Origin of the sequence: Rhodococcus sp. IEGM 1318, assembly GCF_033142465.1 — a bacterium.
GTDB classification, from domain to species: domain Bacteria; phylum Actinomycetota; class Actinomycetes; order Mycobacteriales; family Mycobacteriaceae; genus Rhodococcus_F; species Rhodococcus_F qingshengii_B.
Window position 1 is genome coordinate 87320 of sequence record NZ_JAWLSC010000014.1, and the last position, 14781, is coordinate 102100.

Sequence of the window (14781 nt, forward strand, 5' to 3'; positions counted from 1 at the left end):
GTGGCGGTGGAGAAATCGAGTTGGCACCAGACTTCAGTCCAGTGGAGCGGTATGACCTCCCGGTCGTGCCCGTCCTTGACAGCTTCCATGGACTCGCATCCGGCCTTGAGTCGTTGTCCCGATGTGCAAGCGAGTATCAAGGCCGCGACGATGGAAGGATTGATGGGGCAGTTCGATTGATCGCGGAGATTGTGGAAGCACTTCGTCACCCGAACTCGATCACCACCTTGCCTGCGGCATGGCCGTCTTCGACTGCAGCGAGCGCTTCCCCAGCGCGGGAGAAGGGGTAGCGACCCGACACTGACGGGTTCAGGGTCCCATCGGCCACGAGTGCCGCCACCTCTGTGAATACTGCTGTAGTCCTTCGGCGTTCGACTCCGCCGCCGCCGAGTCGGCTCGCCGCCAGCGGATCGGCGATGCTCAGGATCGGCGCGCCTGATCGCGCGAGCGCGGCACCGCGGGTGAGAGTGTCCCCGCCGACCAGGTCGAAAACCGCGTCCACTCCGACTGAGGACAACGCGGACACGTCGTCTGCGCATCCGTCCCCCGACGCAACCCAACGTGCTCCCGCTTCCTCGATTGCGGTTCTCTTGGACTCACTCGCGACACCGATCACGTTGATACCCCGCGCCAGTGCAAGCGCGATCGTGCTGCGACCCACGCCGCCGCCGGCGCCGAGGAGCAGGAGTGTCGCCCCGGGCTTCAGCCCGAGATCGTGGAGAGCGTCGTAGGCCGTTCCTGCCGCAACGGTCAGCACCGCGGCATCCGCCCACGACACAGTAGGTGGCTTGTGCGCTGTCGACGAGACGTTCAGCATGGTCGATTGGGCGTAGCCGCCGAAGCCGGTGGCGGTAGCGCCGAACACGTCGTCGCCGACCTTGAACTCGGTGACCCGCGGACCTACTCCGATGACAACACCGGACACTTCGCGGCCCAGAACCGCAGGCAGCGTCACCGGGACGGTGTCTTTTCGCGTACCAGCGCGAACCTTCCAATCGGCTGGGTTGACTCCCGCCGCTCGGACCGACACCAACAGTTGGCCGGCACCCGGCGGAGGCAGGGTGACGTCGAAGTAGGACTGTGTGTCCGGTCCGCCGTACTCGGTGAATCCGTATGCGAAAGTCACCCATATAGAACTACCATGTGACCAGGGCATTCGCAACGATTGGGAAGGCGTCAGTCATGGCAACGATCGAAGGCGCGGTCATCTACTGCCGCGTGTCCAGTGACCAGTCAGGCCGTGCGAGGTCGGTGTCGGAGCAGGAAGCCGATTGCAGGCGCACGTGCGAGGTCGAAGGGTGGCCGGTCATTGACGTGGTGGTCGACAACGACATAGGCGCGTCTCGATACTCCCAGGGCACTCGTCCGGGGTTTCTACGTCTGCGTGCTCTACTGCGGCGTGGCGTTGTCCTGGTGTCCTGGGAGTCGTCTCGGATCACGCGCAAGCTCGGTGAGTTCGCAGAGCTACGGGATTTCTGCGCAGACCTCGGCGTGCAGTGGTTCGTCGGCGGGCGGCTGTACGACTTGAACGATCCGAACGACAACTACATGCTCGGTATCGCGGCTCAGAATGCCGAACTAGAGGTAGCGCTGTCACGCAAGCGAATCATGCGGGCGAAGGATCGGACCGCTGCCACAGGGACACACAACGGGTGGATGCCCTTCGGATATGTGCGCGGCCCCGATGGTTGGACTGTGGACCCGGAAGCCGCGCCGATCGTCCAAGAGGCGGTGCGCCGACTGCTGGCGGGTGATTCACTGCGAAGCCTGGCAAAAGAGTTCGCAGAGCGCGGAGTGCCCGCGCCTAGTCGTGGTGTCGGTAGGCAAGGGAGTGGTTGGGCCAAGATCGGCGGGAAGGGTTTGCGTTCGATGGTCCTGAGTCCGACCTATGCCGGAATCCACGTACGTCGGCGGCACGACAAGCAAACCGGCGAACGGGTCGAGATCTCACGTACACGGGGCGATTGGGAACCGCTTATAACCGAAGGCGAACACACTCGGCTGGTTGCCATGCTCACCGACCCCTCTCGGTCCCGTACCTGGGGAAGTCAAGTAACGCATTTACTTTCGGGCATAGCTACCTGTGAAGTGTGCGGCCAGGGAGTCAAGCATTCCAATATGAAGTCAGACCTTCGGCCTCGATACCGTTGCCCAGACAGTCACGTGAAGCGCGCTGCCGACGAGCTGGACAAGCATGTGGAATCGGCTGTAGTGGAGTTCTTTTCGGATCATGTGCGGGCTGCTGCCGCTATGTACGGCGACGACAAAGCTGCCAGGGAAGCTGCCGAACTTGCCCGCGAACTCAGGCAGCAACTCGACGCCGAAATTCTGGAGCTGACCAACGCCAATATCTCGGCGTCCACACGGGCACGTATGGCAGAGCATATGGAGCAGTCACTACTGCCGAAGATCGAAGCCGCCGAAGCGAGAGCGCGCCAGGTAGGTAATCCGGTACTGCAGAAATTCGCTGATGGAGACACAAAAGCCGTGTGGGATTCTCTCGACATTCTGGACAGGCGCGAGGTCGTCAGAGAGTGCTTGAAGGTGACGATTCTGAGAGTGAAGGTGCGCAATCCGCGTCGAGTATTCGACCCCGACACTGTGGAAATCGTGCCGAAGAAGATGATTTCGATTGACTCTGACTGGTGGAAGACGGACTAGGCGGTAGGCTCTCGCGCATGTCAGTTGCCGCCCTTGTGTTGTCGATAATCGCGTTGGTCTGGGGCTTCGCCCTGACATGGCTTAAGTGGCCAAGGATTGCAGTAGTCATCCGGCAATCGGCAATTATCAATGTGCCGACCATTGTCTCAATCGTGAGCATGGGATCTTCCGCGCAAAGTGATGGCCCCCCACCGACTCCAGCCACGGGAACGGTGGAAGATGAATTTACGTTCGTCGTTCTCAATCAGGGAGCCGAAGCGACGACTGTCGCGAACATCGGTATTCGCTCGGAGGATCGTTCGGTCAATCTGAACTACGAAGGGCATCGCGATGTATTTGACGGCCCGGACCTCCCGGCACGCGTCGAAGCTCACGGGTGCCTCGTGTGGACAATTCGAGACGAAAAGCTGAGCCCAATTCCGCATGGAACGGCAATAGTTGGATATGCACAGCGGTTTAAACCAATCCGCAAATATCCGAAAACGAAGCGCAATATGCTTCGGACCACAGAGACGGTGATAACCACACATCGAAATGGTGGAGTTCGGTGAGAGTTTGATAATTCACCCAGGATGCCTATAAGAAAATTGGATTCTTTTAATGGCGTTTCCCGGCTAACTTCTCGGGTCGATTCTCGCGATCCCATGGCAGATTCTCTTTTGGACCCTCCCGCAAGCCACATGCAGCGCATGAAAAAGGTCCTGACCTGCGGTTATGCAACATCGTTGAAAATTTCAACTTAGAGGGAGAAGCGATCGGAGGCAGGGTCTCGCTAGGCATGTGGGAACCACGGCAAACGAATGCCCCCCTACCCTCGGCCCACTGCGGCCTACCTACACCATTCTTTTTGTGTCGCTCGCGCTATTCTCGAATAGGTATTAGTGTCGAGTTATCGGTAAGGAATAACCTCATTCATTGCAGCGTTATTCATTCGGATATCACCAACTGGAAGAGGTGAGCGACCAATGACTACTACATCAGCGGTAGGCGATTGGACTGCATTAGTACGGCAGGAGCTACCGAGCGCAGCTGCGGCACAGCGGTTCGCATGGATGGCACTTCGAGCGTGCGTTGGTCTCACAGTCGTATCGTTCGCGGTCGCTGCTGCACTGCTGCTGGCTGTGCTCGTCGTCGTCGGCAGCTTGGTGCGCAATGGTCCAGCGATCGTGGGCAATGGAGTGCAGTGTGATGCAAGGCAGTTGCGATACAGAGACATGCGTTGCGTTGGTGGTTGGCATGCGTTGGGCAACGTGCTGATGGCAGTGCATCGTTGGGTGGTAGGTAGCAGCAAGGCATAGCATGCAGTGTGGTCATGCATCAGTGCAGTGACAGAAGGTGCAAGACATCTTGAGGTGCAAGGGATCTGAGTAGCATGCATGGTGTGCAGTAGGCAAGGCATGCAGCATGGTGTCAGTCAGTAGTGAAGCAATGTGTGTGATGTGAAGCAATGCAAGTTAGTTGGTTGTGTGATGGTTTGTGATGCAGTGAGATGCACTGTGGGCTACCAGATCTGGCTACCAGTCACGTCGTCGGGGCCAACAGGTTCCACAAATATCGGCTGCGTTGTTACGGCCTTGGCCTTCGGTGTTGTACCTGGTGCACGGCGTGCTCGGCGTCGGAACGGGGCTTGATACGGCGCGGCCACGGTGGCAACCAGGTTGCGTCCCTCACGCTTGCCTGAGTTGCATTTACCGTGTGCGGGAGCGGTGTTTGCTAGATCGAACAAAGCACCACCACGACTGACCGGCACGATGTGATCAATTGAAAGCCCGAACCTGGTGCGGCCACTGACATTTGGGTTGATGGGTTCCTTGCAGAGATGACACGTCCAGCCCCCGGCAGGTGTGTTGTCCTTGTACCACTTGCGTATGGCGACCCAACGTGCATCTTTCAACCACCACGAGTCCGACATGATATTCCCAGCCTTCCAACAGGTTTCAATATGTGTAGCAGGTTTTGTAGTGAGGACGTTATAGGTTTCGATACGCCAAAGGCTCTGGCTCCCATTGTGAAAGAGCCAGAGCCTTTGGTGGGTAGATGATGCCGCGCCCCTCGGCTGATATGGAGACGAGGGGCCGCCACTACCTAACCGGGCCGATCAAACTGGTGAACTCCGTGCGAGGAAGTCCAGATGACCGACCCGGTAGCTTTCATCAGGCCGTGGTCGCCACATTCAAGAGCCGGAATGCGTTGGCGTTCAACACATCGGAACCAACACGGCGGTGCATCCAAAGTCCGCGTTCACCGGTCGGGCGACGATTGGCCCCGAAGAGGTGCGGTACCAGTTCGACGGTCGTGCCGATGCGATCCACGATCACGAAGTTCGAGAAGTCGCCGTAGACCAGCGCGTAATTGGCTGCCGTCACTGCTGCATTGATCGTGCCGTCCATACCCGAAATTTCGTACAGAGGGCGACTCAACAGGTTCGCCGGTACTGCCTGCGCCCCTGGGAACTTCAGCGCGCCGTTGGTGGTTTCGAACTGCCGAATGGTGTTCAGGATCGCCAGGTTGCCCGCGAACGATGCGCTGGGCTGCCAGCGAGATCCCAGAGCGCCCTGCAAGGTGTAGATGTCTGCGCTCGTGAGTGCTTCACCAGCTGCTGGAACGATCACAGATCCACCAGCGGCCACAAGGGCAGTGATGAGACCTGTGGGCTGCCCGGTACCCGATCCCGTTGCAAAGGCCGCGTTTTCGAGCTGCAACGCCGAATCAGCGAGCAATGCCTGCAACTGGCTGAGCAACTGCAAACCATCCTCTTCCAGTTCGATAGAGAACGGCACCCACGATGCGGCCTTGTGAACCGGGATCGGCTCGGGTGCCAGCGTCGGCGTTGCGTCGGCGGCCTCGGCTGCTTCGGCTAACCACTCGGAGCTGACACCAGCACTCGAAACACCATTCCACGCGTTGGAAGTCGTCTGCACTACCCGCGAAATTGCGCGGAGCGGAGAGACGCTGCCCGCGTTGGTGAGGATGATGCTGGGGTCCAGATCGAAGGGCACCAAGTGCTTTCCGGTACCTGCTGCACCCTCGATGAGTCCGCGAACCTGGTCGGCGTCACGGTAAGCCTGAGACTCGGCCCCATCCCAGAGCAAGTGACCACGCTCGGGGTTGACTACCAGCTTTGCGAACGCACTGCGGTATGCCTCGCTGCCGGTCACAGCTGCCAATCGGGCCACAGTGGAATCGGTGCCTACCAGTGCCTCGGAAAGCGTTGCAGCGGCGTCGGTGAGTCGTCCGGCCTTATGAGAGCGCTCGATATTCGTCAGTGCGGCGTCCCTCGTGGGATCGGTGTCCTTGCGTACCTTGGTGGTCTCGAAGGTTGTGCCTTTCTCGCGGCTGCCCGAATCGTGGAGGTTCAACAGGCGTTCGCGCTGTTCCTTCAGATGGCCCAGAAACTCCAGTTCGTCTAGGGCAGTGGCGAGTCGCTCGGATTCCTCGGCGTTGATGCCCTCGGAGCGCGTGGTGTACGGCTCGATGAATTCCTTCAGCTCGGTGAGCTTCGCTGCGCGGGCTTCATTGCTGAGTCCGCGAAGATGGTCGAATTTCTTGTCTTTGAAGTCGACGTTCATAACTGTTCCTTTGAGAGAGAGGGCTTTACAGCCCGTACGTTGCTTTGAGTAGCCCTAGTCGGGCCGCTAGTTGTGCTGAGTCGAGCTGTGAGAGCTGAGCTGCCCGTACGCCCGCGATGTGCGCCTGTTCGTACGCAGGGAACGACACCACGGATACTTCCAGGAGTTTCGACTCGTAATGTGTGCGCTCCGAGCGGTTCCGGGTCCATTGTTCGCGGATCGCCTGGAAGCCTATTGAGAACGAATCCAACGCGCCATCTTTGATCAGCTCCAAGGCTTCGTCTCCAGCCTGAGTGGCGCTGACTCGGAATTCGCCGTACAGACCATTTTCGTCTTCCCTGAGCAATACCGCGCGGCCCAGAGGGTTGTTGGCGCGTTGATGCTGGGAAAGGAATTTGATCCGGTCGCCGCGCTCGGCAATGGATCTGGCGAAGGCCCCGCGCTTGAATGTCTCTTCATACTCTCCGTCAACGTCACGGATAATGGTCGGAGAATCGTAGGGAACCACGATCCCGTGCACCGTGCGACCGTCGCCGGTACTGCGGATTTCGAGATCGCTGGAAAGTGCGCGAGTGTATGTATTTCTCATGATGGCAGTGTCTTTCGTCGCTTAACAGAGGGAGGGAACCAGGCCACTCCAGAACCTCTGCAGGACGTTTTACGTGGTGATCCGCAATGGATTCCGGCGTTCGATCTGCTCGTGCTGGCGGTTTCGGCTCAGGGGCCGCTCGACCTAGCCTCTTTAGCATAGCTAAGGATTTGGAATTGCGCGAGAGAAGTGGCCCCCTCGGCAGTGCGGGCTGCGTTGGGGGCCACAGGTAATCGGTCAATCGAACATGTCGGGCGTTATGTCGTCGGTCGGCACCCACTCCGCCTCGAAGCTGCAATCGGTGTCGTCGTACAGCCAGACAGCACTCGCAACGGCGATGATTCGATCGGGCATCGCGTCGGCGCGAAACTCCACCGATTCGCCTTGCGGGTAGGCGCGCATTCCCGGTTTTGCCGCGATGACTGCACGATCCTCTTCCGGTAGCCGGTCGAGTGCATGAGTCAACAACTTTCGTATCTTCCAGCCGAAGAGATCGGCCCCACTGTCGGTGTAATTGTGGTCAGTTTCCAGATCGCTCATTGTCTTGCCTTCCCTTTCACTGGAAGTAGTAGTTTTCGTTCAATCGGTAGACCTGTACCGCTGGAGTGCCTTGCACTTCGTAGGTGATGCGTAGCTGCACGCTCAGTCTCTCTACGGCTGCAACAACTCCCGCTAGGCTTGCGCGTACTCGATCCGTAGCCAATTGCTTGTGAATCTCTCCGCGTGTCAGGTTCGGGTGTCGCCGTAGTGTTTCCACGATCGCGAATTCGAGCTTGCGGCGACGGTCTGCTGCCTTGTCGAGTTTCTTCGATCGGCGTCGTCTGGTCTCGGCGGTCACGTCCAGCTTGGTTATGTCGCCGTACCTCGGGTCATTCCAGGTCGCCGTCACAGCCAGACCGATTCCGTAGTGCGCCACCGACTCGCAAACCCTCGGCGGCTGTCCGGCACTCGGGCAACCAGTTCCGCTGCCTCGCTTGCCGCCAGAGCGTCGAGAACGATCGGCAAGGGTAATTGGGTCCGGGATGCCAGTTCGGACGCTGTTAAGGCTCCCGGCGCGGCCTTCAGTGCCACGATCACGCGGAGCGCCTCGGCCACAGGGGATCTGGTCACGATCGGTCTGCGATTGTCGGCACCGACTCGACCAGCGGGCCACCGTTCTTCACATCCTGAGGCGTAGGGATACCCAGGATCTTGGCTCGAAAGACTTCGGTCATGCGTGTGTCGAGGTATTCGAGTTCGATCGGAGCGAAGTGTTTTCGGTAGCACTTGAGGCAGTAGTGCTCACTGTCTTTAGGCGCCAAAAGTAGTATGCCGTGCAGTGTTTCGATCCTCTTGCCGCAATCGTTGCAGTGGCGCTTGCCGTTATTGGTGATCATTCGCCTTCTCCTTCATTCGCTGACCTGCAACCGATTTCGGCCACAGGGAGGACAAGCGCTGTTCAGTTGTCGGTGAGATCCCAAGGGATGCAACCGTTTATCTTGGGTGAGCGAAGTGAGCTGCAGTTGGCGGCGAAGCCGCTGCCCTGTGGAATCGCACTTGGTCGATCGGTCGCTAACCGGTATAGTTATTAGTGCTGCCGGATTACCCGCGTCTGGCAATCTTCGAAGGGAATCAGCCATGACTGCTGCACTCGAAACTCGTCCCGAAACCACTACCTGGTTCGTCCCCGACTACAAGATCGACGGGGTTACTTGGTACGAACCGGGCGAGTACGTGAACCCTGAGACCGGCGAAGTCGAGGGCGACGTAATGTGCACGCTCTAGGCAGTTTGGCAGGAAACGGCTCTCAGATCAATTCTGGGGGCTGTTTTTCTGTCTGCCCTTACTTCGGTGACCTAGTGCGCATTCTCGGCCCCCTCGCGATAAACCAGCCACTCCCGAATCGCGTTCAGCTGCTCGTCCACAGCTCGGGTCTTGGCTTCGGTGATCTTCCGCATGGCTTCCTCGGTCGGTACGTAGTGCCAACCAACCAGGTGGATCGGTAGCCAGATCTGGAGTCCCACAGTGAGCGCGTTACCTCCCGAACCGGGAACCGACCGCACGTTGTACCCGCCGATTGCGCTCGGCAGTCTCGTGCGAAGCAAATCGGCCATCCTCGCGAAGATCCGGGCTTCGATCCGGTCGGGGTGCAACCAGTCGCGGGCGTCGTACTCAACGGGCGGTTGCGAGGTCCACACGGTGCGGGTGATCGTGAACAACCTCAGCGGTGGTTGCAAGTCGTAGCGCAATACCGTCTCGTCCTCGAACCTCGGCTCGGTCGCGGCAACTTTGAGGTTCAACATCAGATGATCGCCTCCCACGGTTTGCTCAGCGGCTCGTCGTCCACAGGAAGAGCACCCGCTTCGCTCGGGCCAGGTTCTGGGCGAGCTGCGCCGCCAGGCGCGGGCGAGTCCAGGTTCTGGCTTCCCTTGTCCCTTAACCCGTCTTTGGGACGGGACGGGACGGGAAGGGTAGTGGTCACGTCACCTAACGCGTCACAAGATGCGTCACGCTTTTTGGCCTTCCCTGTGGGATGTGCTGTGAACTGGCCCTTTCCATTCTTCGTGTCTTGTGACGCGTTAGGTGACGCATCTTGTGACGCGAGTCGTTCGGCGGCCATCTCGATTCCCCGGTTCCGGTATCGGCGGTTCCGTTCGCGGCCATTCGCGCGGCGTTTCTGTACGGCTTCGGCTGCCTCCTGCTCGTCCCACGGAACCTGGTGCGCGCCTACCTCCTTCGGTTCCCACCCCCACTTCTCGACTAGCTCGGCCACCAGCTCGGGGCCGTTCTCGAACCCTGAGAGGATGCGAGCCAGCGCCCGCGCTTTGAGTAGTCCGTCGTTGCCCGCGCGGTTGCATTCGAGTAGCGCGCGGATATGCAGTAGCTCGGCGTCCCTCGACAGATCCACATCGTCAACCCGCTCGATCCAATCGTCAGGTATGCGTGTCCATGTCATGTTTCCTCTTCCTCCTTTCGTGCTTTCCTGTGGGCGAGCCAATGTTTCCGGCAGAGTCCGCTTGCATGGATCTTGTAGTGACAACCCTGAGCATCGGCGCAATGCGGAATGTCCTTCGCTGGCTCGTCGGTCGGGTACTCGAATCCGTTGGGGTAGTGAGTCCCTCCGTACTGGCCGATGCTTCTCACGATTCGATTCCGTGCTCTGCCTTGTACGCGGCAACCTTGCGCTGTATGGATCGCTCGTTGGCCGCGTACTGACATACCTTGCAGCGCTTGTAAAGTGGGATGCCGCCCCGTCGTCGCCACAGGACGTTGTCGTCGGTGAGTTCGTGTCCGTTGACGCAATGCGTCTTGGTTTGTTTCGGCATTGGTGCCTCCCTTGTGGATCGCCGCCCCTCGTGGGCTATGAACACAGTTCTACACCACGAGACCGTCACGGTGCGTTTAACGCGGAGTCGTGAATGCCTTGCAGGGCAACGGATTAGGGCTTCTAAAATTGACGGCGGCGCAGTAAGCCACAGGCAAGCCGAGAATGCAAGGGGCCGCATTCCTGCACCGTGTGCCATAAGTGCGACAACGGATTTCGGATATACTCGGGAGTGCGTTACGTCGAATGCGGGCGCAGAATAGTGGGTTGATCATCCTTGGCAGGCTTGTCACCTCCACACGGAATTGCCCTCGGTGTCTTTCAGCATCGGGGGCTTCTTCGTGCCCTGGGCGACCTCGGCATCTCAATATGCGCACAAAAGATGCACCCCCATCAGCCGAAGCCAACAGGGGTGCAGAGGTTTTGGGTGTATCGCGTCAGAGTTCTAACTCGGGCCAGTTCTCCAGTTCGATTCGATCATCGCCCCAATCCAGCTGTAGCTGACTCAGTGTCGTCTCCCTCCCGTCGTGTAACAATGTGAATCCGACGATGTGGGAGTTCCCTCGACCAGTTTCCAGTTTGACGAATTGGCCTGTCACCTGAACCATCACTATTTCGCCGCTTGAGCGAACGATCTGCCTCTCACGCGGAGCGTCGTAGGGCAGATTTCGGACTTCTTGTGGACTCATTACGTCGTGATACCCGGTCTCGTTCGCAGTGAATCCTCGTAGGCACGCTTACCCTTCGGAATCGGCTCTCTGCACTGAGGGCAGCTCTTTCGCTCGTCACTGCTCATGGCTCGGGCCTCCGGGGTCTGTTGGGTTCGTGACGGAATCAACAGGGCGATTGACCTGCCTATTCCCTCGATATGGGAGACTTAGCGCAACGGTAGAAACCGTATGCGGTCGTCATGCCTGCCAGCCTATTGCCCGGAAGGGTGGGGAGGAGCAGTGGTGTCGGTGGCACCTGATTGGATGGTCGGATGCTGCATGGACTCTGGTCGCCGGGATCGGGGCTCAAACTGTGGGTCGACGGTCACGACGGTGCCGGGACCGACGATCCCCGTGATCCGGTCAGTGCCGTCCTGCATCGCAAATTCCGTCATCGTGTGAATGTCGCTATGCCGCCCGTGCCTGGCGGGCCTTTGCAGAGTGAGTACGCAGCTGTTGCGTTGGCACCGCCAGACGCAGTCGATCTCCTGCTGCGGTTCAAGGCCGACGACCAGCGAATCGCCGGCGACCTGCGCTTTCTCGTGCACGTGGCGCGAGGGATCGACCGGTGGGTACGTGCCGGGCGGGTGGTCCCGGCGCTGACGCGCGCCGAGGGGAGTTGGTGGCCGCGGTGGCAGTTGTCGGTGGGGGAACGCCAGCGCGCCTGGATCGGCGAACTGGTAGTGGCGATGCCGCCGGTGCAGCGGGCGGTCGGCTCGCCGCGGGCGACGATCGAAGACATCACGAACGAACTCACGGACCCGATCGTCCGTCGTGTTCTCGGTGACTCGCATCCGGTGGTGCAGACCCCGCTGTGGCAGGCCGTGTTGTCCGGGGATGCTTTCGACGACGTGTCGGTACGAGCGGCCGAGGGACTCGCCGAATGGGGGTCGACGTTCACAGCCGGAGAGCCGGACCTGGTTCTGCGGCTGATCGAGCCTGAACTCGACGACAATTCCGATCCGGACGACGATGCACTGTGGCGTCTGCAAGTGTGTTTGCGTCCGGAAGGTGAAGCGCCCGAGCGTGTTCGACTGCACCGGGCCGATCCCAAACGTATCCAGCTCGGCAGCCGCAAGCTCGAAGAGGCGATCAAGGCTTACCCGCGTTTTCGCGACGTGCCGCGCGACGAGGACAGTCTCGACCTGTTGCTGCCGACTCCGGTCGTGATGGACCTGGTCGGACACGGCGCGATTGTCTTGCGGGAGCGAGGGATCACGCTGCTGCTCCCGCGTGCGTGGAACGTGGTATCTCCCTCACTGCGTGTGCGGGTGACCTCGGCGGCATCTCCGATCGTGGCGGAGAATCGCACGGTCGGTATGGATCAATTGTTGGAATACGATTGGGAATTGGCACTCGGAGACAAGGTTCTCACCGCCGAGGAAATGACCCGACTCGTCGATGCGAAGTCCGATCTCGTCCAGTTGCGAGGCGAGTGGGTTCAGGCGGACAAAGACGTCCTGGCCCGTGCGGCTCGTTTTGTCAATCAGCGACATTCGAGCGGGGACCGAGCGATTGTCGATCTGATCAAGGATTTGATCGCCGACGACCTCAAAGACCTGCCGGTCGAGGAAGTGAAAGCAACCGGATGGGCCTCGGCACTGCTCGACCAGTCGGTGGCTCCGCGGCAGGTCGCGGTACCGTCGACGGTTAACGCGACTTTGCGTCCGTATCAACGACGCGGTCTCGACTGGTTGGCGTACATGAGTGCTCTCGGGCTCGGCGCGGTTCTGGCCGACGACATGGGTCTGGGTAAGACGCTGCAGCTGTTGGCGTTACTTGCGCACGAGAAGTCCAAGACAGCAACACTTTTGGTGTGCCCGATGTCGGTCGTGGGAAACTGGCAGCGTGAAGCGGCGCGATTTGTGCCGAGCCTGCGCATCTACGTTCATCACGGTGCGGATCGCGCTACCGGGGCGGAGTTGGAACAGGCAGTTCGTGAGAGTGATCTGGTGATCACCACCTACGCGCTCATGACCCGCGACGTCGCAGCGCTCAAGGATCTCGACTGGCGGCGCGTGGTGCTTGACGAAGCTCAACACATCAAGAACGCCAAGACATCTCAGGCCCGCGCTGCTCGCAGCATTCCTGCGGACCACCGCGTTGCTCTGACCGGAACGCCGGTGGAGAACCGGCTGGACGAGTTGCGGTCCATCCTCGATTTTGCCAATCGCGGGGTACTCGGCTCGGAGCAGATGTTCCGCAAACGGTTTGTCGTACCGATCGAGCGGGAAAAAGATCAACTTGCCGTCTCGAGACTGCGAGCCGTCACGTCCCCCTTTGTGCTGCGACGGGTCAAGACCGATCCCTCCGTGATCGCGGATCTCCCGGAGAAGTTGGAGATGACGGTTCGAGCGAATCTCAGTGAGGAACAGGCGGCGTTGTACCGCGCCGTGGTGGACGAGATGATGGCGCAGATCAAGGGAACGGAAGGGATGAAGCGCAAAGGCGCCGTCCTGTCTGCGCTGACCAAACTCAAACAGGTGTGCAATCATCCGGCGCACTTCCTGCGCGACGGTTCGCCGGTGATGCGCCGCGGGCAACACCGTTCGGGAAAACTTGGCCTGGTCGAAGATATCGTCGAGTCGGTCACGGCCGACAACGAGAAGGTTCTGTTGTTCACACAGTTTCGTGAGTTCGGGGAATTAGTGGTGCCGTACCTGGCCGACCGGTTCACCACCGAGGTTCCGTTTCTCCATGGCGGAGTGTCCAAGGCTGGACGCGACGCGATGGTCGAGGCATTCCAAGGCGCAGGCGGACCGCCCATCATGGTGCTCTCGCTCAAGGCCGGCGGCACCGGCCTGAATCTCACAGCAGCCAACCATGTGGTTCACCTCGACAGATGGTGGAACCCCGCGGTGGAGAACCAGGCGACGGACCGTGTCTTCCGCATCGGTCAGAGAAAGAACGTGCAAGTGCGCAAGATGGTGTGCGTCGGAACCTTGGAAGAGCGAATCGACACGATGATCGCGAGTAAAAGTGAACTCGCCGAACTTGCAGTCGGGACCGGTGAGAACTGGGTGACGGAGATGAGCGTCGAGCAATTGGACGAGTTGTTGCGACTCGGCGACGACGCGGTGGGCGAATGAGTCCGCGCGGTAAGGGCCCCGATTTCAGCGAGTACACCGGGCCTCGACGGCGAGCACCCGCGCCGGTCAAGCCCCGTCCAGCGTTCGGGAGGACGTTCTGGGGCAAGGCTTTTGTCCGCGTCGTCGAAGAGATCGGCGACAAACCTCGTGTCACGCGTGGGCGTACGTATGCGCGTTCGGGTCAGGTCTTGGCGCTCGACATCGAACCAGGAGTGGTGACGGCCGAGGTTCAGGGCAGCCAACTTCAACCGTTCGTTTCCACGCTGTCGATCGACACCCTTGATCAATCGGATATCGACGACATCATCACCAAGATCCGCCGAGTGCCGGGAAGCCTTGCCGCACTGGTGTCCGGCGTTGTCCCGGACATGCTTGCCGCTCAACTGATACCGGACGGCCCGTCGGCTTTTCGCTTCGACTGCACCTGCCCTGATGTCGGTTGGCCATGCAAACACGCTGCGGCCGTTGCGTTCTTGACCGCCGAGCGGATCGACACCGATCCGCTGAGGTTGCTGAGACTTCGGGGGGTCGACCTGGAACGGTTGATCGGGGGAGTGGAGGACGAGTCGACGGTTCCGGTCGACGTCGAGAATTGGTTCGGAATCGCGGCCGCACTGCCGACGCTACCGAGGGTGCCTTTTCGTGCGGCGATCGACGATCTGGATGTTCGACGGCTGCGCGAGGCGGTCGCGGCGCTGGGATTGGACATGGCTCAGCAGAACGTCGCCTTGGAGGAAATACGGTCCATCTACCGTCGGATGAACGGTTGAAAACGGACAACTCCGGACTGGTGCTAGTTTCCTGTCATGAATTCCAGTATCGTCAATTGGACCGGTCCGGTCGGGACCTGCCTGCGATT

The 14781-nt window shown here is 59.9% G+C and carries 17 protein-coding genes; 6 read left to right on the forward strand and 11 right to left on the reverse strand.

The genetic code is table 11. The annotated features are described in order from the left end of the window. Nucleotides 1-205: 205 nt before the first annotated feature. Entirely contained in the window at nucleotides 206-1156 is a 951-nt protein-coding gene (locus R4P65_RS27375) for an NADP-dependent oxidoreductase (RefSeq protein WP_317828845.1), read from the reverse strand. Nucleotides 1157-1182: 26 nt separating this feature from the next. On the opposite strand from R4P65_RS27375, the gene R4P65_RS27380 reads away from it, so the two are divergent. The 3 genes from R4P65_RS27380 (at nucleotide 1183) to R4P65_RS27390 (ending at nucleotide 3959) form a co-directional block, all read left to right on the forward strand. Next, complete coding sequence (locus tag R4P65_RS27380) at nucleotides 1183-2661, forward strand: recombinase family protein (RefSeq protein WP_317828846.1); 1479 nt, start codon at nucleotides 1183-1185, stop codon at nucleotides 2659-2661. 17 nt (nucleotides 2662-2678) lie between these two features. After that, complete coding sequence (locus tag R4P65_RS27385) at nucleotides 2679-3212, forward strand: hypothetical protein (protein ID WP_317828847.1); 534 nt, start codon at nucleotides 2679-2681, stop codon at nucleotides 3210-3212. A 414-nt stretch (nucleotides 3213-3626) separates the two neighbouring features. Beyond that, nucleotides 3627-3959: a hypothetical protein gene (locus R4P65_RS27390; protein WP_317828848.1), complete on the forward strand. Its 333-nt coding sequence runs from the start codon at nucleotides 3627-3629 to the stop codon at nucleotides 3957-3959. Nucleotides 3960-4162: 203 nt separating this feature from the next. Here R4P65_RS27390 and R4P65_RS33225 read toward each other — a convergent pair whose 3' ends face one another. The 7 genes from R4P65_RS33225 to R4P65_RS27420 form a co-directional block, all read right to left on the reverse strand. Then, nucleotides 4163-4573, reverse strand: a complete 411-nt coding sequence (locus tag R4P65_RS33225) for an HNH endonuclease (RefSeq protein WP_411742594.1) — start codon at nucleotides 4571-4573, stop codon at nucleotides 4163-4165. Nucleotides 4574-4814: 241 nt separating this feature from the next. Continuing rightward, nucleotides 4815-6230: a phage major capsid protein gene (locus R4P65_RS27395; RefSeq protein WP_317828849.1), complete on the reverse strand. Its 1416-nt coding sequence runs from the start codon at nucleotides 6228-6230 to the stop codon at nucleotides 4815-4817. A 25-nt stretch (nucleotides 6231-6255) separates the two neighbouring features. Then, nucleotides 6256-6819, reverse strand: coding sequence for an HK97 family phage prohead protease (locus R4P65_RS27400; RefSeq protein ID WP_317828850.1), 564 nt, complete (start codon nucleotides 6817-6819; stop codon nucleotides 6256-6258). Between the two features lie 237 nt (nucleotides 6820-7056). Next, nucleotides 7057-7359, reverse strand: a complete 303-nt coding sequence (locus tag R4P65_RS27405) for a hypothetical protein (protein WP_317828851.1) — start codon at nucleotides 7357-7359, stop codon at nucleotides 7057-7059. A 16-nt stretch (nucleotides 7360-7375) separates the two neighbouring features. Further along, nucleotides 7376-7735: a hypothetical protein gene (locus R4P65_RS27410; protein ID WP_317828852.1), complete on the reverse strand. Its 360-nt coding sequence runs from the start codon at nucleotides 7733-7735 to the stop codon at nucleotides 7376-7378. Beyond that, nucleotides 7705-7929 (reverse strand): hypothetical protein, encoded by a 225-nt coding sequence (locus tag R4P65_RS27415; protein ID WP_143538668.1) that lies wholly within the window; start codon nucleotides 7927-7929, stop codon nucleotides 7705-7707. The genes R4P65_RS27410 and R4P65_RS27415 overlap by 31 nt, the downstream gene beginning before the upstream one ends. Beyond that, nucleotides 7926-8195 (reverse strand): hypothetical protein, encoded by a 270-nt coding sequence (locus tag R4P65_RS27420; RefSeq protein WP_317828853.1) that lies wholly within the window; start codon nucleotides 8193-8195, stop codon nucleotides 7926-7928. Before R4P65_RS27420 ends, R4P65_RS27415 begins: the two co-directional genes overlap by 4 nt. A 241-nt stretch (nucleotides 8196-8436) precedes the next feature. Here R4P65_RS27420 and R4P65_RS27425 point away from each other — a divergent pair, with 241 nt between their 5' ends. After that, nucleotides 8437-8583: a hypothetical protein gene (locus tag R4P65_RS27425; protein WP_317828854.1), complete on the forward strand. Its 147-nt coding sequence runs from the start codon at nucleotides 8437-8439 to the stop codon at nucleotides 8581-8583. A 71-nt stretch (nucleotides 8584-8654) separates the two neighbouring features. Here the strand turns inward: R4P65_RS27425 and R4P65_RS27430 are convergent, their stop codons facing one another. From R4P65_RS27430 to R4P65_RS27440, 3 genes are all read right to left on the reverse strand, one after another. Then, nucleotides 8655-9101 carry a hypothetical protein gene (locus R4P65_RS27430; protein ID WP_317828855.1) on the reverse strand — a complete coding sequence of 149 codons (447 nt, stop codon included), beginning with the start codon at nucleotides 9099-9101 and terminating at the stop codon, nucleotides 8655-8657. Continuing rightward, a complete protein-coding gene (locus R4P65_RS27435; protein WP_317828856.1) occupies nucleotides 9101-9754 on the reverse strand; it encodes a hypothetical protein in 654 nt (217 codons plus the stop codon). The genes R4P65_RS27430 and R4P65_RS27435 overlap by 1 nt, the downstream gene beginning before the upstream one ends. A gap of 184 nt (nucleotides 9755-9938) precedes the next feature. Next, nucleotides 9939-10124, reverse strand: coding sequence for a hypothetical protein (locus tag R4P65_RS27440; RefSeq protein WP_317828857.1), 186 nt, complete (start codon nucleotides 10122-10124; stop codon nucleotides 9939-9941). Nucleotides 10125-11105: 981 nt separating this feature from the next. Here R4P65_RS27440 and R4P65_RS27445 point away from each other — a divergent pair. Both R4P65_RS27445 and R4P65_RS27450 read left to right on the forward strand, forming a co-directional pair. Beyond that, on the forward strand, nucleotides 11106-13922 hold the full coding sequence (locus R4P65_RS27445) for a DEAD/DEAH box helicase (RefSeq protein ID WP_317828858.1): 2817 nt from the start codon (nucleotides 11106-11108) through the stop codon (nucleotides 13920-13922). Then, complete coding sequence (locus R4P65_RS27450; protein ID WP_317828859.1) at nucleotides 13919-14692, forward strand: SWIM zinc finger family protein; 774 nt, start codon at nucleotides 13919-13921, stop codon at nucleotides 14690-14692. Before R4P65_RS27445 ends, R4P65_RS27450 begins: the two co-directional genes overlap by 4 nt. Nucleotides 14693-14781: the final 89 nt, after the last annotated feature.

What these genes read in the sequence shown, in the direction of transcription:
- R4P65_RS27375 (WP_317828845.1), bottom strand. Translation starts at nt 1,156, where the DNA reads ATGCCCTGGTCACATGGTAGTTCTATATGGGTGACTTTCGCATACGGA.
- R4P65_RS27380 (WP_317828846.1), top strand. Translation starts at nt 1,183, where the DNA reads ATGGCAACGATCGAAGGCGCGGTCATCTACTGCCGCGTGTCCAGTGAC.
- R4P65_RS27385 (WP_317828847.1), top strand. Translation starts at nt 2,679, where the DNA reads ATGTCAGTTGCCGCCCTTGTGTTGTCGATAATCGCGTTGGTCTGGGGC.
- R4P65_RS27390 (WP_317828848.1), top strand. Translation starts at nt 3,627, where the DNA reads ATGACTACTACATCAGCGGTAGGCGATTGGACTGCATTAGTACGGCAG.
- R4P65_RS33225 (WP_411742594.1), bottom strand. Translation starts at nt 4,573, where the DNA reads ATGTCGGACTCGTGGTGGTTGAAAGATGCACGTTGGGTCGCCATACGC.
- R4P65_RS27395 (WP_317828849.1), bottom strand. Translation starts at nt 6,230, where the DNA reads ATGAACGTCGACTTCAAAGACAAGAAATTCGACCATCTTCGCGGACTC.
- R4P65_RS27400 (WP_317828850.1), bottom strand. Translation starts at nt 6,819, where the DNA reads ATGAGAAATACATACACTCGCGCACTTTCCAGCGATCTCGAAATCCGC.
- R4P65_RS27405 (WP_317828851.1), bottom strand. Translation starts at nt 7,359, where the DNA reads ATGAGCGATCTGGAAACTGACCACAATTACACCGACAGTGGGGCCGAT.
- R4P65_RS27420 (WP_317828853.1), bottom strand. Translation starts at nt 8,195, where the DNA reads ATGATCACCAATAACGGCAAGCGCCACTGCAACGATTGCGGCAAGAGG.
- R4P65_RS27425 (WP_317828854.1), top strand. Translation starts at nt 8,437, where the DNA reads ATGACTGCTGCACTCGAAACTCGTCCCGAAACCACTACCTGGTTCGTC.
- R4P65_RS27430 (WP_317828855.1), bottom strand. Translation starts at nt 9,101, where the DNA reads ATGTTGAACCTCAAAGTTGCCGCGACCGAGCCGAGGTTCGAGGACGAG.
- R4P65_RS27435 (WP_317828856.1), bottom strand. Translation starts at nt 9,754, where the DNA reads ATGACATGGACACGCATACCTGACGATTGGATCGAGCGGGTTGACGAT.
- R4P65_RS27440 (WP_317828857.1), bottom strand. Translation starts at nt 10,124, where the DNA reads ATGCCGAAACAAACCAAGACGCATTGCGTCAACGGACACGAACTCACC.
- R4P65_RS27445 (WP_317828858.1), top strand. Translation starts at nt 11,106, where the DNA reads ATGCTGCATGGACTCTGGTCGCCGGGATCGGGGCTCAAACTGTGGGTC.
- R4P65_RS27450 (WP_317828859.1), top strand. Translation starts at nt 13,919, where the DNA reads ATGAGTCCGCGCGGTAAGGGCCCCGATTTCAGCGAGTACACCGGGCCT.